The 23,990-nt window shown below is 42.7% G+C and carries 20 protein-coding genes; 11 read left to right on the top strand and 9 right to left on the bottom strand.

The features are described from left to right. Window positions 1-703: 703 nt before the first annotated feature. The gene (gene rarD, locus ACVBJC_RS16570) at window positions 704-1,645 is read left to right on the top strand and encodes an EamA family transporter RarD (RefSeq protein WP_447162015.1); all 942 of its coding nucleotides are present in this window, start codon (window positions 704-706) and stop codon (window positions 1,643-1,645) included. Window positions 1,646-1,843: 198 nt separating this feature from the next. Here the strand turns inward: rarD and ACVBJC_RS16565 are convergent, their stop codons facing one another. Beyond that, window positions 1,844-3,418: a methyl-accepting chemotaxis protein gene (locus ACVBJC_RS16565; protein WP_447162014.1), complete on the bottom strand. Its 1,575-nt coding sequence runs from the start codon at window positions 3,416-3,418 to the stop codon at window positions 1,844-1,846. Window positions 3,419-3,836: 418 nt separating this feature from the next. On the opposite strand from ACVBJC_RS16565, the gene ACVBJC_RS16560 reads away from it, so the two are divergent. Next, a complete protein-coding gene (locus ACVBJC_RS16560; protein WP_447162013.1) occupies window positions 3,837-6,026 on the top strand; it encodes a M3 family metallopeptidase in 2,190 nt (729 codons plus the stop codon). 323 nt (window positions 6,027-6,349) lie between these two features. Beyond that, entirely contained in the window at window positions 6,350-8,506 is a 2,157-nt protein-coding gene (locus ACVBJC_RS16555; protein WP_447162012.1) for a bifunctional 2',3'-cyclic-nucleotide 2'-phosphodiesterase/3'-nucleotidase, read from the top strand. Between the two features lie 179 nt (window positions 8,507-8,685). Here the strand turns inward: ACVBJC_RS16555 and ACVBJC_RS16550 are convergent, their stop codons facing one another. The 3 genes from ACVBJC_RS16550 to ACVBJC_RS16540 all read right to left on the bottom strand — a co-directional run bounded on the left by ACVBJC_RS16550 (window position 8,686) and on the right by ACVBJC_RS16540 (window position 9,864). Then, window positions 8,686-8,868 (bottom strand): hypothetical protein, encoded by a 183-nt coding sequence (locus ACVBJC_RS16550; protein ID WP_447162011.1) that lies wholly within the window; start codon window positions 8,866-8,868, stop codon window positions 8,686-8,688. Between the two features lie 298 nt (window positions 8,869-9,166). Continuing rightward, entirely contained in the window at window positions 9,167-9,469 is a 303-nt protein-coding gene (locus ACVBJC_RS16545) for a Fis family transcriptional regulator (protein ID WP_447162010.1), read from the bottom strand. 26 nt (window positions 9,470-9,495) lie between these two features. Next, window positions 9,496-9,864 (bottom strand): hypothetical protein, encoded by a 369-nt coding sequence (locus ACVBJC_RS16540; protein ID WP_447162009.1) that lies wholly within the window; start codon window positions 9,862-9,864, stop codon window positions 9,496-9,498. A 194-nt stretch (window positions 9,865-10,058) separates the two neighbouring features. Between ACVBJC_RS16540 and ACVBJC_RS16535 the strand changes: the two genes are divergently transcribed. Continuing rightward, window positions 10,059-10,670 carry a DUF938 domain-containing protein gene (locus tag ACVBJC_RS16535; RefSeq protein WP_447162008.1) on the top strand — a complete coding sequence of 204 codons (612 nt, stop codon included), beginning with the start codon at window positions 10,059-10,061 and terminating at the stop codon, window positions 10,668-10,670. Window positions 10,671-10,684: 14 nt separating this feature from the next. Here ACVBJC_RS16535 and yjjG read toward each other — a convergent pair whose 3' ends face one another. Further along, window positions 10,685-11,371, bottom strand: coding sequence for a pyrimidine 5'-nucleotidase (gene yjjG / locus ACVBJC_RS16530; protein WP_447162007.1), 687 nt, complete (start codon window positions 11,369-11,371; stop codon window positions 10,685-10,687). A gap of 639 nt (window positions 11,372-12,010) precedes the next feature. Next, window positions 12,011-13,801, bottom strand: coding sequence for an acyl-CoA dehydrogenase C-terminal domain-containing protein (locus tag ACVBJC_RS16525; protein WP_447162006.1), 1,791 nt, complete (start codon window positions 13,799-13,801; stop codon window positions 12,011-12,013). 219 nt (window positions 13,802-14,020) lie between these two features. On the opposite strand from ACVBJC_RS16525, the gene ACVBJC_RS16520 reads away from it, so the two are divergent. The 7 genes from ACVBJC_RS16520 to ACVBJC_RS16490 all read left to right on the top strand — a co-directional run bounded on the left by ACVBJC_RS16520 (window position 14,021) and on the right by ACVBJC_RS16490 (window position 20,928). After that, the gene (locus tag ACVBJC_RS16520; protein ID WP_447162005.1) at window positions 14,021-14,869 is read left to right on the top strand and encodes a D-hexose-6-phosphate mutarotase; all 849 of its coding nucleotides are present in this window, start codon (window positions 14,021-14,023) and stop codon (window positions 14,867-14,869) included. Window positions 14,870-15,226: 357 nt separating this feature from the next. After that, window positions 15,227-18,463 (top strand): YdbH domain-containing protein, encoded by a 3,237-nt coding sequence (locus tag ACVBJC_RS16515; protein ID WP_447162004.1) that lies wholly within the window; start codon window positions 15,227-15,229, stop codon window positions 18,461-18,463. Between the two features lie 103 nt (window positions 18,464-18,566). Beyond that, the gene (locus ACVBJC_RS16510) at window positions 18,567-18,767 is read left to right on the top strand and encodes a YnbE family lipoprotein (protein ID WP_447162003.1); all 201 of its coding nucleotides are present in this window, start codon (window positions 18,567-18,569) and stop codon (window positions 18,765-18,767) included. A gap of 24 nt (window positions 18,768-18,791) precedes the next feature. Then, window positions 18,792-19,112: a YdbL family protein gene (locus ACVBJC_RS16505; RefSeq protein WP_447162002.1), complete on the top strand. Its 321-nt coding sequence runs from the start codon at window positions 18,792-18,794 to the stop codon at window positions 19,110-19,112. A gap of 411 nt (window positions 19,113-19,523) precedes the next feature. Next, entirely contained in the window at window positions 19,524-20,030 is a 507-nt protein-coding gene (locus tag ACVBJC_RS16500) for a rod shape-determining protein MreB (RefSeq protein ID WP_447162001.1), read from the top strand. A gap of 55 nt (window positions 20,031-20,085) precedes the next feature. Then, window positions 20,086-20,502 carry a lysozyme inhibitor LprI family protein gene (locus ACVBJC_RS16495; protein ID WP_447162000.1) on the top strand — a complete coding sequence of 139 codons (417 nt, stop codon included), beginning with the start codon at window positions 20,086-20,088 and terminating at the stop codon, window positions 20,500-20,502. Between the two features lie 48 nt (window positions 20,503-20,550). Beyond that, window positions 20,551-20,928, top strand: a complete 378-nt coding sequence (locus ACVBJC_RS16490; RefSeq protein WP_447161999.1) for a hypothetical protein — start codon at window positions 20,551-20,553, stop codon at window positions 20,926-20,928. 114 nt (window positions 20,929-21,042) lie between these two features. Here ACVBJC_RS16490 and ACVBJC_RS16485 read toward each other — a convergent pair whose 3' ends face one another. The 3 genes from ACVBJC_RS16485 to ACVBJC_RS16475 all read right to left on the bottom strand — a co-directional run bounded on the left by ACVBJC_RS16485 (window position 21,043) and on the right by ACVBJC_RS16475 (window position 23,854). Beyond that, window positions 21,043-21,558, bottom strand: coding sequence for a GDYXXLXY domain-containing protein (locus ACVBJC_RS16485; protein WP_447161998.1), 516 nt, complete (start codon window positions 21,556-21,558; stop codon window positions 21,043-21,045). Between the two features lie 68 nt (window positions 21,559-21,626). Then, window positions 21,627-22,775: a DUF4401 domain-containing protein gene (locus ACVBJC_RS16480; protein WP_447161997.1), complete on the bottom strand. Its 1,149-nt coding sequence runs from the start codon at window positions 22,773-22,775 to the stop codon at window positions 21,627-21,629. Next, on the bottom strand, window positions 22,775-23,854 hold the full coding sequence (locus ACVBJC_RS16475; protein ID WP_447161996.1) for a DUF2157 domain-containing protein: 1,080 nt from the start codon (window positions 23,852-23,854) through the stop codon (window positions 22,775-22,777). Before ACVBJC_RS16475 ends, ACVBJC_RS16480 begins: the two co-directional genes overlap by 1 nt. Window positions 23,855-23,990: the final 136 nt, after the last annotated feature.

Raw genomic sequence — 23,990 nt, 5'->3', positions numbered from 1 at the left:
CAAATCAATCAGCGGTTAATATTTATCCGAGACGCAGGATAATAAGCTGTTCGATGTTTTCAAGGAGGATTCATCATGTTATTCGAGAAGTTAATCACAACGAGAATTAACTGTGACACCCATGATTATTAGCTGGATTTTCAACCGCCCGGTAATAAATTATCACTTGTCGTCTGTTCCCTTACAGATATCATTCTTTATCAGCTGAGTACTTTACCGCTATGAGCAAAATTAAAAACATCACTCGCATTTTTTTGGTATGTATAGTTTCTACATTTTTATCGATTTTATTAATAGAGAGCGTAGGTGTTGATGCGACTCAAGCAAATATATTTTCTTGGGGTAAATTTTCATTTCCAGTATTCATTTTACTTATGGTTTGTATTGACTCAGCTCAAGCATCAATCTTAAAGCTTATCAATTTGACGACTAATTCATCTACATTCTCCAAGACTAGCGGTAACCGTTAACTTATTTGCTGCACTTCAGGTGATAAATAGCGACTTTAGATTGTTTCCTCGTAAGACATTGACACTGGGGGCCTAAACGATAAAACAGTTCGACTAAGCTCAATCCTTAGCAACATCGATACCTTAGTTAACTACTGAATCAATAGCACAAAGTGATATAAATCACACTCTTTGCGCTCAGCTAATGAGAAAATAGCGCCTTTCATAGCCTAATCCGTTCTAGCCAAATTCATATGCAATCCACAACCTCACAAAACGCTGCCTCTACATTTAAAGGCAACGCACTTGCTGCTTTCTCGTTTCTATTATGGGGCTTGATGCCGCTCTATTATCATTTTTTGCCAAATGCCAATATTAATGAATTATTGGCGTTTAGGATCTTGTTCTCAGTCCCTTTTATGATAGTGGTATTCCTACTTATTGGTCGCAAGATGCCTTCTATTTCACAGCTTAAAGCCGACAAAAAGTCTGTGCTGCTGTGTGGGTTGGCATCACTGATTATGTGCGTCTCTTGGTACAGTTTTACCTGGGCTATCACCCATGGACAAGTGCTTGCAGCCAGCTTAGGTTTTTTTATTAACCCACTTTTTGCTATCGGCTTGGGTGTACTGTTTCTTGGAGATAAATTAACTGCAGCACAGAAAATGGCGGTATTTTTGGGGTTCTGCGGTATCAGCTATATGGTCTATAGCTATGGAGAACTTCCATGGCTTGCACTCAGTATGGGCAGTTTCTTTGCACTCTACGGCTTGTGCAAAAAATTTATTCGCTTTGACTCACTGACCTCTGTCACTGTTGAAGCCGCTCTATTAATGCCATTTGCCGCGATCTATTTAGTCTGGTTGTGGAGTTCAGATCAAAGTGTGGCAATATCTTCTGCGTTATCAGGACAGACATCGGTATTGCTGCTGTATATTGGCTCAGCTCCTGTGACGTTAATGCCTCTAGTCTTCTTTGCGCTGGCCATCAGGGCGACAAGCTTGTCAATGATAGGGCTAATGCAATATATCGAACCTAGCTTACAATTCCTTATTGCTGTTATTTTATTTAATGAAGTTTTTGATCAGGTTAAAGCGGTGAGTTTCGCCTTGATATGGACCGGACTACTGCTATGTTCACTTGAAGCTCTACCTGCGCTAAGACACAAGTATCGAGCCAGCAAACATCCAAGTTAGTGATACACGTTAGGCTGAACCGTAGCGATTAGCACTACGGTTCAGCCACCAGCTTGTACCATCTTAATCTTAATCACAGGAACGATGGGCTAAAGCCCAAGCTACACAAAGCAGCATTATCCGTCTTAGCCCTAACCGTTTCAACTTTTCCTCGAACCTAGGTCCTAGAACCTAAGACCTGCTCTTCCTTCTTTTAAATCATACCTTTCTCTGTACGCTTTGCTCCCAAAACTGCTTCGACAAATTATGGGTCTTGGTCGATAGCCTCGACACCTGCTCGCCTCGCTCTGTAGCATCCATTGTTTGCTCTAAGCTTTCTAATGACAGTTCACTGATCACCTGTATTGAGTGGCTAATATCATTGGCTACGGTTGTTTGCTGTCTCATTGCACAGGCATTTTCATCACTCATCAGATTCATCTTAATGATAGACTCACGCAGCTTTTCAAAAGACTCATCGACTTGCTTAGCGAGTTCTACTGACTGCTCAGCCTTTTGTTGCCCTGCTGCCATTGTTATGCCAGCCCTTTCAGTGCTGTCTCTAAATTTACTCACAATCGCTTCAATATGCGATGTCGACTCGCTAGTTCGGCTTGAAAGTTGACGCACTTCATCGGCAACAACGGCAAAGCCTCGTCCCGACTCCCCTGCTCTTGCGGCCTCAATGGCTGCATTTAATGCCAGCAGGTTTGTTTGCTCGGCAATGCCACGAATCACATCCAATACCTTATTAATATCTTGGCTATCTTGTTCGATAGATGCGACAACGGAGGCAAAATTGCCCACCTCATCTTTAAGTTGATTGATAGAGTCGATAACGCGCACGAGTAACTCATGGCCTTTTTCAGCCGACTGGTTACTCATCGACATTTCACGAGCCGCATTATGAATGTTTTGGCTCACCTCATTAAAGCTAGCGCTCATCTCTTCCATTGCGGTTGCTGCTTGGCTCGTTTGTTGGCTCTGGCTATCTGCACGCTGGCGAGTATTGGCGATAGTTTCGTTTAAGCTGCCGCTAAGAGACTCTATTGAACCCGCAGAATCGGCCATACGTCCAACCACACCACCGGTTTCGGTGAGTAGAAATTGCAGGGCAAAACTCACCTTACCTATTTCATCTTGTCGTCCAGTAAACACCCCAGTTGCTAATGGGTCGTCTACCGTTTTGGTTGCCTGTGCCACCAAGTGGTTAAAGGGTTTTAAGATCAGCTTAAGTCCAACAACTGCAGCCGAGCCCACCACAAGAGCCGCCATTATTGGTGAATAGCTAGCAAGTAGCACTGCACACAAAACAGACAACATTAACCATGCGTATAGTTTTGCGCCAAAACCTAACAGCGGTTTACGTAATGCTTGAGGTGTTTTTCCCGCTTGAATCCCCTGATAGATCCCTTTGGCACGGCTTATTTGCTCTGGCGTGGCTTTACGGCGCACCGATTGGTACTCGTGAATTTTGCCATTTTCATAGACGGGGGCGATATATGCATTCACCCAGTAATGGTCACCGTTTTTGGTGCGATTTTTAACAATACCGACCCATGGCTTACCTTGTTTAATTCGCTCCCAAAGTGATTTAAATGCTGCCTCTGGCATATCAGGATGGCGAACGACATTATGGGGCTGGCGTTGCAACTCATCGAAACTGTAGCCACTGACCTTGATAAAGCCTTCATTCGCGTATTTTATATTGCCATCGAGATTGGTGGTCGATAGCAAAATGCAGTTATCGGTGAGGTTTTTTTCTGTTTGGGTCACAGGTTGGTTATTTCGCATTGTTATCAGTCTTATCGCGTAAAAAAACGTACGCCATTCTTGCAAATATTTACAAGGAAAGGATTGATTACTATCACGAAAATACTGTTAGTCTCAATTTACTTTCTGTAAGTAAGCCCATAAGCCGCCTATTACGGGTTAGCCGCTTAGCTTATCAGCCTATTCCAGCTAAGCCCTATATTTGGTATACGAGAGTCAGTTTTTCTCAAGTTACTCGATTGCTTTTTTCTCATCAAACTCACATAGCACAGTATAAATAAGCCTAATAACGTGTAAAAAATCGCTAAACGCACGATTTGTTACAAACAACACCTATTTTCAATAGATTTACCACATTGAGTCGTGATACTTAAAGGGGTTAACGTCAATGCAATACAATTGACAAAAAACGATAACAAGCATACTCGGGGATATAAATATGAAGGGATTAACCCTCAAACCAATCGTTTCTGCCGTCGCACTCGCATTAGCACTGAGTGCATGTGGCGCTTCAAATACAAACACTAATACTAGCGCTGAAATACAAGTCGCTCCTAATGTTGTTGCACAGCAAATCATTGACAATAACGCCAGCAACCCATTTTTCAAGCCGTATGATACCTATTTAGGTATTCCTGATTTTGACAAAATTAAACCTGAACATTATTTACCTGCATTTAAGGCGGGGATTGCACAACACCAGGCTGAAATTCAGGCCATTATTGATAACCCTGAAGCGCCAACCTTTGCTAACACGATTGAAGCAATGGAGTTCTCTGGTAACTTAACCACTAAAGTGGCTAGCGTGTTTTACAACCTAACGGGCGCAGACACTAACGAGCAACTGCAAGCCATCTCTAAAGACGTTTCGCCAATGCTGTCATCTGCTAGCGACGATATCTTGCTTAATGATGCACTTTTCCAGAAAGTAAAAGCGGTTTATAACCAACGCGACAGCTTGTCTCTTAATGTTGCTCAAGCAAAACTGTTAGAAGACACATACAAGTCATTTACCCGTGGCGGCGCTAACTTGAGCGAAGCGGATAAGACTCAGCTTCGGGCGCTTAACGAACAGATTGGCAAACTTAGCCTAGAGTTTGGCGATAACCTACTTGCTGAAACCAACTCATTTGAGTTAGTCATTGATAGCAAAGCTGACTTAGCCGGCCTACCTGATGACGTGATTAATACTGCTGCGCAAACTGCAACTAAACGTGGTCACGAAGGTAAATGGGTATTTACCACGTCACGTCCATCTATTACCCCGTTTCTTACCTATGCCGACAATCGCGATCTGCGTGAAGCCCTCTACAAGGGGTATGTAGAGCGTGGTAATAACAACAATGCTAATGACAACAAGAAAATCTTAGCCGAGATGGCAGCACTTCGCGCCGAACGTGCTCAACTGATGGGATATAAGACCCATGCACACTTTGTGCTTGAAGAGCGCACCGCAAAGACACCTGAAAATGTGTATGAGCTACTTAACAAAGTATGGCCTGCGGCATTGTCACAAGCAGAAGCTGAAGTGGCTGACATGCAAGCGCTTATCAACGACGAAGGCGGTGACTTTAAGCTAGCGGCCTGGGACTGGTGGTATTATTCAGATAAGATCCGCGTGGCTAAATATAGCTTTAATGAGCAACAAACCCGTCCTTACTTCTCATTAGAAAATACCCTTAAAGGTGTGTTCTATACCGCTAACCGCTTATTCGGGATCACGGTAAAAGAGCGTACCGATCTACCTAAGTACAATGATGAAGTACGCACTTGGGAAGTGTTTGATAAAAATGGCGAGCTATTGGCTATCTTTATGGGCGACTATTTTGTTCGCGATAGCAAACGTGGCGGCGCTTGGATGAACTCTTATCGTCAACAGTACAACATGGATGGCACTGACTCTACGCCAATCATCGTCAACGTGCTTAACTACCCTCGCCCAGCGGGTGATGAGCCCGCCTTGCTAACATTCGATGAAGCTAGCACGCTATTCCATGAGTTTGGTCATGCGCTGCACGGTATGCTCTCAAACGTTGAGTATCGTTCACAAGCGGGTACATCAGTGCCACGTGACTATGTTGAGTTCCCATCACAGGTGATGGAAAACTGGATGACGCAACCTGAAGTGCTTGCGCAATTTGCAACACACTACAAAACAGGCGAAGTGATCCCGCAAGAGCTCGTAAAGAAAATTCAAGCCGCAAGCAAGTTCAACCAAGGCTTTGCCACCGTTGAATATATGGCTGCGACTAAGCTTGACTTAGATTGGCACACAGTGACTGACTTCACGCCAAAAGATGCGGCTAAGTTTGAAGCAGAGTCGCTAAACAATATGGGACTTATCACTGAAATAGCACCACGCTATCGCAGTACTTATTTCTCACACATCTTCTCTGGCGGCTACTCTGCTGGCTACTATAGCTATATCTGGTCTGATATTTTAGGCGCCGATGCGTTTGAGGCCTTTAAAGAGAATGGTATTTTCGATAAAGCCACTGCCGATGCATTTAGAAATAACATTCTTTCTCAAGGTGGCAGCGAGGATCCGATGCAACTGTACAAGCAGTTCCGTGGTAAAGAAGCGGGCATTGACCCACTGCTACGCAGCCGTGGTTTTTTAGCTAAGTAACGCGTTAATGCTCAATAAAAAGACACGTATTTAGCGTGTCTTTTTTTGTGCCATAAAAATGTCGTTCGCCATTATTTACGCCAGCTACAACATCTAAGAATACCCGGAAAAATAGACATTTACACCACCCTTAAACCAACTAACCAGTAGAACATAGCGCAACAAATTGATACAAGGGAAACCCAGTCAAGATCACAAATCTCTCATCAATTATCTTTATACTCTGACCCCGCTAATAGTGAGTTATGCCAAAAATAAACCTATTAGTTTTTTGGGAAGGAGCACTCCTTCTCGGGGTCTAAACAAATATAAGAGTTATGGATATGTTAAATAAGAAAGTGCTAGCCGTTGTTATCGCTTCATCACTGGGACTCACTGGCTGTGATTGGCTCGATAATGATGATGACAATAATAAAGACAATACCATCAGCGTTCGCCTGATGGAGACGACTGACATCCACACCAACGTGATGCCGTACAATTACTTTGTCAGCGAAGAAGTCAACGAAACTAAGTTACCTGAATGGGGCTTAGCACGTACATCTTTGGTTATCGAAGCAACGCGTGATGAAGTTCAAAACAGCATGCTGTTTGATAATGGTGATTTAATCCAAGGTAGCCCAATGGGCGACTATATGGCGTCGCTGGGTACTGAGCACGTTAAAGAAAATACTCACCCTGTTTACAAAGCAATGAATGAATTGCAATACGATGCCGCTAACTTGGGTAACCATGAGTTTAACTACGGCCTAGAGTTCCTTGATGAGTCACTTAAAGGTTCAGACTTCCCTTATGTGAGTGCTAACGTATGGAAAGTTGATAACTCGCTAGAGAAAGTAAGCAATGCTGCACAAGAGTGTGAAGTTCGCATTACTGAAGAGTTCTACGACCAAGCTGAGCATAAGTATGAGCCATATGTGATCTTAGATCGTGAATTTAAGAGCAGTAACGGCGAGTCTTACTTAATTAAAGTGGGTGTAATTGGCTTTACCCCGCCAAACATTATGGGCTGGGATGCATCATTACTTAAATGTAATGTGATGGTGTCTGACATCAAGAAAACTGCTGAACATTATGTGCCTAAGATGAAAACTGAAGGCGCAGACATTATTGTTGCGATTCCTCACTCAGGTCTAAATGACAATGACAATGAGTTTGCTGAAAACGCAACATTACACCTTGCCTATGTCGATGGTATTGATGCAATCATGTTTGGCCACGATCACCGTGAATTCCCAAATACCACGGGTGAATACGGCGAAATCGAAGGTGTCGATGCTAAGCTTGGTCTAATTAATGGTGTTCCAGCTGTTATGCCTGGTTTCTGGGGCGCTAAGTTAGGTGTTATCGACTTAACCCTAACAACTAAAGATAACGGCGAAAGCTGGAGCGTTGACCATACTCAGTCAACTTCAGAGCTTCGTTCACTAGTACCAAATAGCTCTGACCCAATCATCGAAGACTTAGTGGCTAAAGAGCACCAAGGCACAATTGATTACATGTCTACATCTATTGCTTCAATCGATGTGAACATGAACAGTTTCTTCCCGCAAGTGGTACCTGATTTATCTATTCAGGTTGTTAACGAAGCGCAACTGCACCAGTTAATGAAGTGGAAAGCAGAAGGTGAGTTTAAAGATGCTGCTGACGACGCTATCTTCTTGTCAGTTTCTGCACCATTTAAGTCTGGTCGTAACGGTCCACAAGACTTTACCAACATCCAAGAAGGCGAGCTAACTAACGCATCTGTTGCTGATATCTATGTATTTGATAACAATACACCAGCTGTATTGAAGATGACGGGTTCTGATATGAAGAACTGGATTGAGTGGGTTAACTCAAACGCATACAACAGCCTACCTTTAGCAGCTGATGAACGCTTCCTAAATGAATCATTCCCAGGCTATAACTTTGACGTATTCTTTGGTGGTTTCAGCCAAGCTGGTGAAGGCCTACTGAAGTACACTGTAAACGTAGAAAACGAATCAAAGTACATCAAGATTAATGGCTTTGAGTATGAGACTACCACTAGTGAGCAGATTGACAGCCTAACTTATAACGGCGTTGAAATTGCTGATGATGCAGAAATCTATGTCATTACTAACAACTACCGCGCGTCTAACGTGAAAATGCCAGGTGTTGATAAAGCCGTTCTAGTTAAAGAAGAAGCGGCATTTAATAACCGTGAGTTAGTGCAATACTATCTAGAAGACTCGCTAGCAGACAACCAAGGTGATGCATCATTGGCATTCCCGAATGCTGAAGTGTTTAAGCTTGTAGCACCAGAAGCACAAGCAAAAGGTGGCGTTTGGTTTGCATCTGCAACACTAGATGAAGCGTTCCGCTGTGTAGACAACGGCATCACTGGTCTTTCTACAGAAAAAGAACAAGAAACTAAAGCGGGTACTGAAGGCTTTACTAAGTTCCACTTTAACTTTGACTACAGCGGTGAGTTCAACTGCGCGGCTAAAGCCAAGTAGTTAATGCAAAGTAGCTAACGCAAAGTGAATAAGGCGCCTTTAAAGTAAATTAAAACTTAAATAAAAGCTCTAATATACTAAAAATCCTACTTAGCGATAAGTAGGGTTTTTTATATTCAATAACTGGGCGCTTCTTTTAGACTGAAACAAATGCTTAAGCTTTTAACTTAAGCCAGCCACTAGTTTGCGGGAAAAAACAATTGGTAGACCCAGCGCGCACCATAAAACCCTGCAGGAATGCCTGCGACAATTGCAACCATTAACGCAAAAAACTTCAGTCTCTTATGATTCAAGTCAGATAAAAGCGCTTCAATATCAGAATCATGCATCGATTCTTGAGACCTTACCTTATTAGGCTCCATGTCTATTCGACTCCTTGTCCTATTCATCACTTATTATGTAACAGTGTAAACCATAATAAGTTAACTGCAGATATAGATTTTAGTATAAGAATGTTTCTAAACATTCCATACGGAGTCAAACATCCATTGGTGTATCTGGTCTAAAAAAGATAATGCAACGGCTGAAATAAGTGCGAATGCAAAGTTGGGCAGCCAAGCTAATGCGTAAGTTAATACGTTTGCTAATACTTTAACGAACGACTGCGAATACGTTTACTAATACTTCAACGAACGACTGCTAACACGCAATAAGCATGCTTTATTTAGCGGGCGCAACGTGAAACCGGCACTGTTTATTGACTTTGTTCAAGCTTATACCCTCTGCTTGCAAGAGCTTTTGGGTCAATGTCTGTATTCGTGCAGTCTCACCGCTGCTGATCGCCCTATCCAATAAGCTTTGTGACTCAAATATAAAGCTTATCATCAAGCTGTCTGGCATTTTTGCAAAATTAACTTGGTGAGTCACCCACATAAACCCTGCAACTTGCTCCTTAGCGGCCTCACAAACCTGAGTCAGGATAATGCGAATCGTGTTATCAATTTTTTTATCGGTTTTTCTCAACGCAGTCTCCTTTCCCGCTTTAACGATTACTGACCTTGATTAATCGCTATCAGTTTCTTAATAAAGGCTTTTAGAGCGTCTTTAGAGCCAAAGCTAAAGGCTAACCCGTAGTGAATACCATTCACGCTCTTTTGCACTCGTTTAGGAAATCGCGTCATCTCAGAGTAATGACAATATTGGTCTTTGACATTCACGCCTTCAATCGCGCTAAAGTCAGCTTTAAACACTTCATAAGCGGGACGGATCACCAGTTGTGCTTGCTTGCCATCCACATACAGATAAAACGGTTCTTTCAACTTAGGAAGCATGTACTCGGTAACTTTCTTGATTGAAAAATTAGTTCTGCACTCAAGTTCACTCAAGAGTGAAACGATCTCATTTTGTTCTATAGCCAAAATAATGCCTGTTAACCTCAAAATTGTGCTTAGATATTAACGCTTTTTATCTACAACGCCTAAGGGTTATTGCGGGGGATATTACGTGTTAACAGCATGATTTATTGAGTAGAGCGCTTTCTTAAGCAAATCATTGAATTTAGTTAATAGACGCGGTAAAACAGTAAGCCTAATTCGATAATAAAGCATCAACAGTGAGCTCATTACCTTACTCTCAATCTTGTGAAAACAATAAAACAGCTATAGGTGCAGTGTTAGAGCATAGCTTTAGCCAAGCCAGTCAAGTACTCGAAATTGGTAGTGGCACGGGGCAGCATGCAGTCTACTTTGCCAAGCTCTTGCCCCATGTCACCTGGCAAACCAGCGATCAACTCTGTTATCACGCGGGGATCAATGCCTGGTTAACCCAAGAGCCAAGCGACAATTTACACGCTCCCTTGGTACTTGATGTCACAGAAAATTGGCCAATAGATAAACTCGAAAATGGCCAGATTGATGCGGTGTTTACCGCTAATACCTTGCATATTATGGCTAAGTCTATGGTCGAAGATTTATTTGACGGACTAGGGAAGCATTTGGCGCTTAACGGACAATTTTGCGTTTATGGCCCGTTTAACTATCACAGACAATACAGCAGCGACAGTAATCGCAACTTCGATCAGTGGTTATTTGAGCAAAACCCACAAAGCGCAATTCGAGATATTGAGTGGATTATTGAACTCGCAGCAAAACAGGGGCTAGTGTTAATCACTGATTACCCCATGCCTGCTAATAACCGGCTGCTGCATTTTGAAAAGCAAAGCTAACGCGTTAATAAGCTTTAAGCCACCAGCTTTGTCGCTAATATCTGGCGAAGCTCGCACAAAGAGCCCACTTGATAATGCGGGTTAATACCGTCAGGCTTCTCTGCTCCATTGCTATTAAGCCAACAGGTATGAAGACCCGCATTAATGCCGCCTAAGATATCTGAATGCGGGTTATCACCCACCATCAGTACAGAGTCCTTATCGGGATTGCCCATCAACTGCAATGCATGATTAAAGATCCCCACATCCGGTTTAGCTACGCCAACCTCTTCAGAGATCACCAAAGGCGAAAAACGATCCGCTAAGCCCACTTTTTCTAAACGTATGGTTTGTAATTGGGTAAATCCATTGGTAATAATCCCCATATTGACGCGCCCCGTTAGCGAGTCAATTAACGCTTGAGCACCTGGTAGCAGCTGACAAATTTCAGCCATTGCAGCAAGAAAATCATTATTGAGTCTTTGTGTTGAAACGGTGAGCTTGTCTGCCCATGATTCAAAACGAATATTCTGCAACTCTTGAGCGGTTAACTTACCGTCTTGATAGTCAACCCAAAGCGGTTGATTTACCGTTTGATACTGAAGGAAGTCTTGACGAGTAAAATCCACATCAAAACGGGAGAACATTAATTGTAAGCCTTGAAAAGCATCAAAGTGAAACAAGGTCTCGTCTGCGTCAAAAAGTACCCATTTATACTGCATGTTTATCCTATTAAATGAATACAGCCATCGCTGCTAAATACTGTTGTGAATACTGCAATCAATTGTGAATTTTGCAATCAATTGAAAAGTGCAGTCGGTAAAGTGCGGCAAGATTAGCGCAGTAGAGGTGCTGTTGTCTAATCGCAGTCACTATCGCAATCACAATCTCAGTTACTATCTCAATCTCTATCGCAAGCCCAATAAAAGGTGATCGACTTAGCGTATTTTTTGACAAACTAATGTACGGCGAAGGGATGAGGATTGGTTATACCAATCAGTATAAAGATTTGGTCGCTCAGCGAGAGTTTAGCGGCACTGAGACAAGGCAACGAGTGAAGAGCATATTAATTCTACGTTTAAGATCCCTCTTGTTCCATAAGATTCACAGTATCAGAGCCGCTAAAACTCGCCATTCTGGAGCGTTTTTAGCTGCCTACTTCTGCGTTGAACAACTTCACAAGGGAGCAACCATTCTTTCAGTTATTCGCCTTGAATTAGTTTTCCAAAAAACGTTCTGAGTAGATCAACTTCTTATACTGATTGGTATTATTGTGAGGTTATTCAATCTAGACCTTGATATCGAAAACACTCCTTCCCGCTATGGCAGTCAGGAGTGCTCCGTTAAAGCCATTTTACGCGTTAAAAAGCACTGTCATCAAAGGCCATAATACCTTCACTTGCCGCTTGAATTTGCTTACGTAAGCTCCGAGTCTGCACTGCCCAGTAGTTCATATAAAATTGCGCTGTGCTCAACTTATCTTGATAAAATATACTTTCATCAGTACCACTGGCTAAAGCTTGTAACGCCTTTTCGGCTGTTCGAGTCCACATCCATGCTAACGCTGTTATACCCAAAATTTGCATATAAGCCATAGACGCCGCGCCAATTATATCGGGATTTTTTGGCGCATTCGCGGCTATGTAGCCCGTGGCTTTTTCAAGATCGCCCGCTGCATCCATCAAGCTGGTAATATAAGGCTTCATCGCATCATTAGACATATTGTGCTGAATAAGGCCTTCAACCTGCTCAGACCATGCCTGCAAGGTGGCGCCTTTATCTGATAGTATTTTTCGCCCGACAAGATCAAGCGCCTGCACACCATTGGTGCCTTCATAGATCATCGCAATACGGCTATCACGCACAAACTGCTCCATGCCCCATTCGTGAATATAACCGTGCCCGCCAAAGACTTGTTGAGCGTCAACACACGCCTTAAAACCTTGGTCAGTAACAAAACCTTTCACTATTGGAGTAAACAATGCCGCTAGCTTTGACGCCGCTTTAGCTTGCTCTGGGTCTTGGTGTCTCTCGGCTTCATCAAGCCAAAGTGCTTGCTGCCCCATCAATGCTCGAGTACCTTCGTTAAAGGCTTTTTGTGACAATAACATTCGACGTACATCACCATGCACCAAGATAGAGTCTGCTGCCTGTTCTGGCTGGTTAGGGCCACTTAATGCTCGCCCTTGAATACGATCTTTGGCATAAGCTAATGCATTTTGATAAGCGATTTCAGATACGCCCAAACCTTGTACACCGACTCCGAGTCTTGCCTGATTCATCATGGTGAACATAGCGCGAAGCCCTTGGTGCGGCTCGCCGACGAGTTCACCAATAGCGCCATCAAAATTCATCACACAGGTCGAGTTACCATGGATCCCCATTTTATGCTCTAAACTGGCGACGCAAAGGCTATTGTTCTCACCTAGGCTACCGTCATCATTAATTAGCACTTTTGGCACCACAAACAAGGAGATCCCTTTAACCCCCTCAGGAGCATCGGGAAGCCTGGCTAATACCAGATGCACAATATTGTCGGTTAAATCATGATCGCCAGATGAGATAAATATCTTTTCACCAGTGATCGAGTAGCTATCATTGCCAACAGGCAACGCTTTAGTTCGCAGCAGTGCTAAGTCAGTACCAGCATGGGATTCAGTTAGATTCATGGTGCCGGTCCATTCACCACTGACTAGTTTTTCTAAATATTTAGCTTTTAACGCCTCACTACCATGAGCATGTATCGCAGCATAAGCCCCATGAGTAAGGCCTGGGTACATAGCAAATGCCATATTGGTAGCCGTTTTCATTTCAGTGGCGAAAACGCCAACCACCTCGGGTAAACCTTGGCCACCATACTCAGGATCACAGGTGAGAGTTGCCCAACCGTTGTCAACATATTGCTGATAAGCATCAATAAAGCCTTTAGGTGTGACCACTTTACCATCAACTAAGCGGCAACCTTCCACATCCCCACTGCCATTTAATGGAAGCATAATATCGGTGGTAAAGTCTGCGACGCCTTGCAGAACGGCATCAATCAATTCCGGGTCAAATTCATCAAAGCCAGTTAGGTTTTCTTGTTGATAAACATTGAGAAGTTCGCCAAGAACAAACTGATAGTCACGTATTGGCGCTTGATAAATAGGCATAATGTAGTCCCTTTCATCTCTTATTAATAGTTATGAGTAATGGTCAGTGCTCTGACCACCATAACTAAGTTTGCACAAAAACTCAGCAATAATCTGACTTTGTTTGTACAAGAGAACAGCATTACCGTAAATACAGTCAAAAGAAGGCTTATCTCTAAATTGAAAAACGGGTAAGCTGAATCAATTATTCGTGCTAACGCTATGAAAGGACAACTCCCCATGGGTTCGGTCACCACCAAAAAACATGCTAACGGACTAGAATATGTCGACGTCAATACGCCTTTGTGTAAGGCCAGGATTTTTATGCAAGGGGCGCAAATTGATTACTTTGAGCCTGTAGGCAAAAAGCCATTACTTTGGGTGTCTAGCGCCGACGACTATGAACCTGGTAATGGTATTAGGGGCGGTATTCCAGTGTGTTGGCCTTGGTTTGGTATGAGTGATAACCCAGACTTTCCACAGCACGGGTTTGCTCGTACCCGCATCTGGTCTCTGGAGTCAGTTAAGATGCGAAATCAACTCGTTGATTTAAAGTTCACCTTGAAAATTAGCGAGGAGGATAAACAGTTTTGGCCTCACGATACTGACGTAACGATGCTGTTTACCCTAAGCGACACGCTCAGTGTCAGTCTCATCAACACCAACCATAGTGATTATGATGTCAGTCTAACTCAGGCGTTGCACAGCTATTTTCCAATCAGCGATATTCACCAATTAAAAGCGACAGGCTTTAGTGCGTCTAAGTATATTGAATTTGCTAAAGGCCCCTTCCCACAAGAAGGTGATAGCGTTGATTTTACCCGTGAAACTGACCGGGTTTATACAGATTTAAGTGATTGCCAAGAATTACATACACCAGATGGTGTAATTGAAGTGCGCCGCGAAAACAGCAAGAGCGCCGTGCTTTGGAACCCTTGGATAGAGAAGTCTGAGCGTTTATCTCGTTTCAATAGTGATGACTACCTAACGATGGTGTGTCTAGAAGCGGCAAATGTATTAGAAGATAAAGTGATATTGGCGCCTAACGAGAGCCATACATTGACAACCCATATCGCTTGGAAAGCGTAAACGTTTAGCATGAGAAGGTCTAATCACAGATCTTCTCTCTTACTTATACTTCTTAATGAGTCCGTAGCTCTCACTGAGTTAATAAGCCTATTGAGTTCATATTCACCTCAGACTCAGACACTGCACAGTGACCATTACACATGACCTTTAAAATCTATAAATGACTAGGTCAGATATAAGTTGTCTGCATAAGTCTCTCCCTTATGTTTTAAGTCGGTTATACAACTAAAAGCGAGTGTTTTTAATTCTCAGTCATCGCCTATTCAGCTCTAGAGTTAAGATGTTAGAATCCTCAGACTATACTGAAAGCGAGCAGGCAAATATCGCCTTTAGCCAACGACAGATGGAACCTTTCAAGTGCAACAGGCAGGACTGAAAAGCTGGCGACATAAAGCCGCACGATATACAGGTATCTTACTCTTAACCATAGTTACGCTTGCTGCTATCCTTGGTGGGGTCGTATTGTGCAATTACGAAAGAGTCACCATAGATTTAGCAAACCAGTTTCTAGCGCCTTATAACACCCAAATAAATCAACTTAGCTTTAACCCAAAAAGCTTAACTCATTGGCATGTATCGAGCACAGAATTGACGGTTGATAGCACTGATATAAAAATTACCGACCTCAATATCTTATTTGATAAAAAAACCAAACCCTGGGCTTTGAAAGTTAGCGATCTGTTGGCATTATCTGTAGAAGAAATAGATGTAAAACTTGCGCTAAATGCCTTATCAGTCTCAAGACAAACTGATAATGAAGCAGGACCGACAATTGGCCTTAACTTTGACGCCTTTCCCGATATTGAGCTCACACAAACACGCATCGCTTTGCAAGGAGCAAAAGCTAACGCCCCAATCATTGAGCTAAATAATCTGAGCTTAAACAAGCAAGGCGAACTTAAAAGCCAAATTGTGCTAGATAATCAGCCTCTACTTAGCCTGTCAGCCAAGCTAACCACTGAGCAATGGCGTGCGACCTCTAGTATTGACTTAACACTGCTGCAATCATTTAGTCGCCGCTTAGCAGCAACAGAGAAAATGCTTTATGCAAAACAAGCTAAAACACACCATAGCGCGCAACCTACAAGTCTATTATCGCCGTTGTATCGACTGACCCAGTCAATAGACGACAAAAATATCAGCTTTGATGCCACTTTGGACTCAACACTGAAACTGGATTTAACAACCGCAATCTTAACCTCTGAGCACAGTCTGCGCGGCACAAAATTAGTTTTATATAATCTTGCTGATGTCACATTGCAACCTGTCAGTTATAACCTTAGTGCTGAACAACAGAGCCAAGAAAGCTTAGGCACACTTAACTTTGATATAACTGGCCATATTGGCACACCGATTTTAACGGTCATGCCTTTTAAACTGCCACTTAGCCTGGAGCAACATGAGCAGCTATTACATCTGCTCAATGACAAACCGTTCGAACAAGCGCTGAGCAATTTGTATCAAGAGTTAAGCTATAACACCTTAAACAAACATAAAGGTCTAAGTCTGTTACTTAGCGTTGACGAAGGCTTGAGCTATCAGATAGGACAACCATCGCCAGCTGCGCCGCAGCTAAAAATACCTGCACTATCACTATCGATAAAAGACAGCCGCTTAGATGCGAAAATATTCGTTTCGCAGCTCGGCTATCAACTGCTTGGCTCTAACTCGGTATCAACTGCTACTTCTACCGCTGGTGATTACCGACTGAGCGCCGATTGGCAACTTGAGGTTAAACATGACCAAAGCATTACTCTTAACCAATTGTGGCCTAAGCTCAGAGAACTCCCCTACCAGATTAAGATAGGCAAGGCGTCATTGACAATGCAGGGGGAAATGACCGCTGCTAAGTCTAATCAACAGACTAGTTACAGTATTAAGGTCGCAAGTAACGCGGCACAAATCACCAATGGCATAACAATAGTCAGCCCAAAGTTAGCTGTTAACGCTGGATCAGCATTAGACGCTACACCACAAGCTATTTCACAAGCTAAGCCTGCAGTGCTCAGTAGCCATATTGAGCAAACTAAACTCTCAATTAACTCCCCTATCGAATACCGTTATCAGCAGGGAGTCACCCACTTCACCTTTCCAGCGCTTAGCTATCAAGTCACTGGTATTGACGGTGACCTGCAGCTAAGCAATACGCGTGAAGAGCAATATAAGCTTCGACTTGATCATCTTGATTTTGCACTTAAACAACCTATGCCGCTAACATTTACAACGGCTAACGCCAGTAATAACGAAAGTGCTAACTATAAAAATAGTAACGCTAAAAATTTATCGTTTACTCGCGAGCTGCTAACCCAGCAACTACATAATCAAATAAGCTTAACCCTTACACAACTTAGTCTCGACAAGTCTGGCTATAGCCCTGTCAGTCAGACAAAAAATAACAATGCCAACCAACTTAATCAACGCCGCATCAAGCAAAAACTGGTTCAGCTCGACACCGTTGAATTAAGCCAGCAGCTGACACTAAATCAGCAGCGGTTAAGTAGCGATGAAAACTGGCAGATTAATGATCTTTTCTTCACTAGTCAGCATCAGTTTGTGCCGCAATTAAGCAATTTGACTCGCTTTAACTTAAGCGGAGATTGGCAATTTAGTAGTAAATTCGCCCCAATTCTGGCTTTTTTAAGCCAAACAGACAGTTTACCTGACACGCTAGACATCCAAGGTAATACTGAGCTGGTTATGCATTATCAGCTTAAAAAGAACCAGCAGCTGGCGTTCAACATGGTGATTGACCCAAAGGTTAACGATATCAAAGGCAGCCTTTACAACCTGCCCTTCGATGGGGGCAATATGGATACGCAATGCCAGTATCGTTGGCAACAAAATAGCGCGAAAAAGCATGCAAGCTCATTTGCTTGCGACAATATAAAACTGTCGCTGCTGGCCTTTAATCCTGGCGTAATGATCACCGATATCAAAGCTGAAGCCGCAGTCTCTTTCAGTACTGGATCAGATGTTGCCCCCCAGCCAACAAGCACAAACAGCAAGCAAAATTTAGCGCTTGCACAACTACTTTTAGGCGTGAAGCAAGCCTCTGTCAGGCTGACTGCCCAAGGAGATTTACTCGGTGGCCAACTGCTTATCCCACAGTTTCAATTAAACCTTAGAAAACCATCATCAGCCTATTTTGTTTTACAGCATATTGATTTAACTAAGGTATTAGCCATTCACCCTTTAGTCGGTATTTCCGCTGACGGTATTTTTGATGGCGTGCTCCCCGTCAGCATCGAAAAAGGTAAAGCCAGTATCAGCGGAGGAAGACTCGCTGCGCGCCCCCCAGGCGGCTATATCGCTATAGGTAATAATCCCGCCGTTGAGAAGATGCGCCAAAGCCAACCCTACCTAGAGTTTGCTTTCTCAGCACTAGAACACCTTAACTACTCAGAACTCTCAAGTAGTTTCGATATGGACGCTCAAGGCGATGCTAAATTGAAAGTGAATGTAAAAGGACGTAGCCAGGGTATTGAACGACCTATCCACTTCAACTACTCTCAAGAGGAGAACATGATACAGTTGCTCAGAAGTTTACAGATAGGTGACAATTTACAGAACCAGATTGAACGCGCAGTTAAATAATCATAAATATTCAAAGAGTTATAACTGATTAAAAACCTGTATGTAGCGCTATACTGATTAAAACCTCAAATTAGCCCAACCCGTTAAGGAAAAGGATAAGCCAATGAAAACATTGCATAGTCCGAAATTGTTATTAAGCCTAGTGCTCGCGCTATATGCTCTAGTTGGTTGCAGCCCGACGGTTAAGATTGAGCCGCCAGATAAACCCATTGTCATCAATCTCAACGTAAAGATTGAACATGAGATTAAAATCAAGGTCGACAAACAGTTAGATCAACTCTTAACCAACGACGAACTGTTTTAAGCAAAGGAAATAAAGGAGAACGCCATGAAGTCAAAATTACTTGTGCTTGTTACAAGCCTAATACTCAGCTTTAATGCCTTTGCAATCTCACTGCAAGATGCCAAAGCTCAGGGTCTAGTAGGAGAACAAACCAATGGCTATTTAGGTGTGGTCATTGTCTCGGCTGAGGCAAAAGCCGTTACAAGCTCGGTGAACGCAAAACGTAAAGCACACTATGAAAAAATAGCAAAGCAGAACAATATTTCTGTTAATGATGTCGCAAAGCTCGCCGCAGAGAAAGCGATTCAAGCAAGCAAAAAAGGCCATTATATTCAAAACCAATCTGGCAAGTGGATTAAGAAATAAGAGGCTCCGTAAAGCGGCCGTTATACTATAGCGGCCTAACGGTTTAGCAGCTTAGCGTAAACCCTGCTGCAGAGTATAGCCTTGTGTATGCGCTTGCCCTTTTTCTGCATTTTTTGGCTAACGTGCAAAAAATCAATTCCTAATTAAGCAAAATTTCACACCTTTTTAGTCCTCGGCATTTTGCCAAATGGTTTCCCGATGCGCATTTTATGGATTTTATCGGTAAGCCCTTTACTTTACAGCAGCTATAACTCATTTAACCACATGGTTTTTCGCAGGTTTAATCTTTGGCGTACCTATCTGGTAAGATAATGAATATTTATATAAAAAGTAAGTAGTTAGCCACATTATAATTAGTATAAAGTATTAGCCCGTAAATGAGAGCCTTAGTCGCCAAGGAAGCATAACATCATGATCCGTCGCTTAATCGATAAATTGAGTCCGACATTATATGTCCAGATATGGGAGAACCGTATCCGGGTTGTTGATATTGAAACCAATGGCGTATTTGATGAACAGCCGCACCTACAAGTAGAGTCGAGTAAAAACGGAGCAAAGATTGTGACCGCTTTTGGTAATAAGGCTTACGTTAATCCATTGAACCCTTTTTCTCATCCTAGAGCACTTCTCAATGATTTCTTTGTTGCTGAACGATTACTCAAGGAGATAATTAACCAACTCGCTGGCAAAAAACTCCTATCTCCCGCTCCTATAATCATTATCCATCCAATGGAAAAAACAGAGGGGGGCTTAACTATGATAGAAATTAGAGCATTTCGAGAAATGGCTATAGGCGCTGGCGCCAGAGATGTTGTTATCCATCAAGGCCAAGAGTCATTAATAAACACAGAAATCAATTTCAAAGAACTTGCAAAACAGGAGCAAAGGCTAGCTTTAACGTTATTGTCTATGCATTGAGCAGATATAAGCTAAACCATTACCAATTAAATTTATATAAAATGGGCTAAAACACTTGAAAAAAAACACTATTTTAGGCTACTCACTCTTAATCTTGTTCTCTGTTACCGCCCTAGCAAATGAGATTGATTGCGACAGTGCTTACTCGACAATCGAGATAAATCAATGTGCGGCACAGGAGCTCGATACAGCTAACATTGAGATGCAAACCTACTTAGCTAAAGCTTATGAGCACAACAGTTACGATGCAGAGCTAATTAGCGCAATTAAAGCTGCGCAACTAGACTGGCAACAGTATTTAACATCCCACTGTGACGCGGTATACACTCAGTGGCGTGAGGGCACTATTCGCGGCGTTATGGCCATTTCATGCCAAACAAAGCTAACTAAGCTGCGTACGCATGAAATTTGGGATAATTACCTAACGTACAGAGATAGCACTCCAGCCGTGCTACCTGAGCCAAAAAGCTAATTTATAATGCTAATACAAAAGCTAATTTAAAAAATAGGTACTTAACAGATGAGTAGTCCTCTCGGTGGTTTGTATATTTCTTCTCTTAACCGTAATAAGCAAGCTAAGTTTGATTTATCCAGTCGCGTATATGTACAACTTAATTTGACGTTAACATACAATGCTCAGCAGCTCATTTCACAGAGCCGCTGTTTTTATGTGGGAGAGGTACAAACATTTAGTATCGAATATGGCTCTATCACCGTTGAAAGCAGCTTTATTGATTCAGCAGGGTTACTCAATCTTAGATGTCAGGTTGATTATCAGCAAAGCGACAAAGCGTTTAACGGTTTGCAAGAGTTCAACTTATCGCCGCACGAGCCCCTAAGCGGATTAGTCAATGCTGATGAGCGGTTTAAAATCACTGTGTGTGCCAAGCCTGCTTAATCGTAAGCACTAAGAGTGCTACACCAGTAACAAGCTATACTCATAACAAGTAATACTCATCAAAGTAATGCCCATCAAAGCTATGGGCTTAACTTTCCTCTAGTTTAAAGCGGCTTAAATTGGTTTAAAATTTTTGTCTAGCAGGGACTCTAACAGTAAAGCCCCCTGCTCGCTTACCCTAAACTGGCCATATTTAGCAGAGTCAAATCGCTTTGCTTGTCCCTCTTCGAAAAAGAACGCATTGCTAGCAAATTTGATTTGATTGTGACGCACACGATATTGAATATTAACCACTTCATCAATCGTATCCTGAGCTTTATCAACCGACACTAATTGCGCCACTTGATTTTGGTCAAGCTTGACCTGCAGTAAACCGTCTCCATTCTCAACCTTAACTAATGGCCTGAACTTGGCCGCGATGGCATAGTTCAATGCCATATAATCCCCCTGCATTAAGGAGCGAGGGTCCACTGGAGCGAGCGCAAAACGAACCACTTTACCCTGGGCTAATTGCTGCTCTTTCTGGTATATATCCCAATTAACAACGGCCAATACTGCACAAATTGTCGCAATGACGAGATAAACAGTCATTGGATTCTTTAGCTTGATGATGTTAGTTTTTTCGGTCATAACACTCTCTTATACAACTTTTATACAGCATGTTTAACGATTCTGAACCAGCACGCTTATAAACCGCTTTATGCATTACTACCCGACTCAGTATTAGGTAATATTTTACCCAAGAGTAGCTTAGCCACTAGCAATATGACCCCCAGTGCCAATAGCCAAATCGATTTCTCCAGCAGCGTGACTTGCATGCTGTAATAGTACCAAGCGACAAAACTTACGATCCCCAGCAGTCCAAGGGAGAAAATAAGTCTTTCTCCAACATAGAAGCCAACAATCAAGATAAGCACTGCACTTAACAGACCCACCATCGGGATAGAGAGCGCCGCGAGTAATACCATAACCAGCATACTAATGAGCCCTTGTTTGCTATTGAGAGATAGTGATAACGAGCCAAAAATGTTAATCAGCAAAGCCATGGTAATAATGAGTATCGTACTGACCGACAAGGCATTCGCCCAATTCGCTAGCACAGGAAACGCATTTTCTAGGGCGATACTCGTATGCCCAATCATTAACGGCAGTTGAATTAACACCATCCACAACGCCAACATATAACCCATAGCGCTCATTCTGGCAAAATGCTGCCCCGTGTTAGCGTGAGTTAGCCAAAGCCCGACAAACATTAGGTTGATGATGACTGGCATTAATTCCAGTAGCTGTAACTCATAGCCAATACCAATCACACAAGCTAGCACACCAAAGCTCATGACACATTGATGGCTATAGTGCTCAACTAAAAGCCAGTTAAGCATCAATATGGAGCCGAATGCTAAAAACCAACCTAGTCCAAAATCGTCGCTAAACCAACCTGTTATGCCATAACCTAGAGATAATAATCCACACAAACTGAGTGCTAATGCCATCTGATTTAAAAACAGCTGCGAGGGGCTTAAACGATAAACCAATATAGCCAGACCGCTGTAAAATAGACCAATAATAGTCGCAAAAGTGGTATCAAGATCATCGAAGAACAGGCTGAAAAAACTGATGGTAAAAGCTAATATAAATAGCGAGGCCACCCAGGCAGCCAGCGACTGCATCAATTGTATATACCAAGGGCTATTGGGCGTTAATGAAGGTAAGTCTGATTGAGTACTCCCCCCGTTAGTGGATAACTTTCCCTCAATTAAGCCAAGTGCATTCAACTCAGCCCAAAGTTTACCTTGGGCTAATACGTCTTGAGCCACAAACCGACCGGCGAATAATTTATCTAGCATCAAGACAGCCCTTCTACGCTAAAAGCCTGATGACACTGTTTGAGCCACAGAGTCACTGCCGTTGTGGAGCCGATAATGCTCAGTCCAAGCACTAAAAATAGGCCTATAGGATCGTTGCCCTCTAGGACTAAACGGGTAAGTAGACTATTAACAACGGCAACAAGACTAAAGCTGCCAATAGCGAGTACAAAGATATCTTTAAGCACAAAGTTATAGAGAACATAGCCCGCACCAATAAAAGCAACATAGCCAAAGAACCATAAACCGTTGCCCCAATCGAATAGAGTCTCAATGGCTAATGCTGTAATACAGACCACACTGATTAGTATGCTGAGTTGTTGAAACACTGGCGCGTCATATCGATTGGGCTTATAGCCTAAGCTTTGGTTATGCTGTAAATGTTGTTCACATAGCGAGCCCCGGTTAAATAATCCAAGCTTGCCACTGAGCAACAAACAACAGAAATGCAGTAATAGGTTAAGTAAAAATAGTGCCTTTAAAGATAAATTGAAAATGAATAAATGCGCAATCATGCCCGGAAAAGTCTGGTAATAAAGAACCAAAGTCAGATTAACGAGTAAACCCAATAGCAGCCATAACAGCTCAGATCCAGCGACCCAAGCTAGCGGTAAAACAAACAATGCCCAAAGTGCAAACAACTGCCACGGATCAGCTCCCGTTTGATAGGTTTGCCCAACCAAAGCCAAAAGGCTGCCGATAATAATGGCGGCGGCCAATAACACCGCATTTGCCGCAGTATAGCCAAAGCCTAACCCTGCACCTCGCTTTCTTGCCCGAAGGTGCTGCACAAGATAAATAAGCAAAGTAACTATCAATGCGCCCTCAACCACAGCAAAACGCGCAAGTTTACCCATAGATTGCCAGTTAGCGGCCACAAAAAAGACCACTCCAGCACCTAGAAATAATCCAGATAGCCAAGTGAGCAACACATTGGTTAACGCTTGCCATTGCCCCCTCGTTGGAGTTTGGCACGCTAAGGATAAGGCCTTGGGCATACTCTCTTGCGTTATCAAGGCTTGTTCAAACCAGCGCCATAACGCAGATTTAAAATTATTCACTCACTTGTTCCCTAACATAAATTTAATCAGAAAAAAATTTCTGCTTCAATATCTTATACCGATTTACATATTACTATCTTAGATCCGTTAACCAAAATAAAAAGGGTGCACTATGGCACCCTTTACTTGTTACGGA

The sequence above is a fragment of the Shewanella sp. 0m-6 genome (assembly GCF_052977325.1).
Note: the sequence above shows the minus strand (reverse complement) of the source record. Positions and strands in the feature narration are given on the sequence as shown.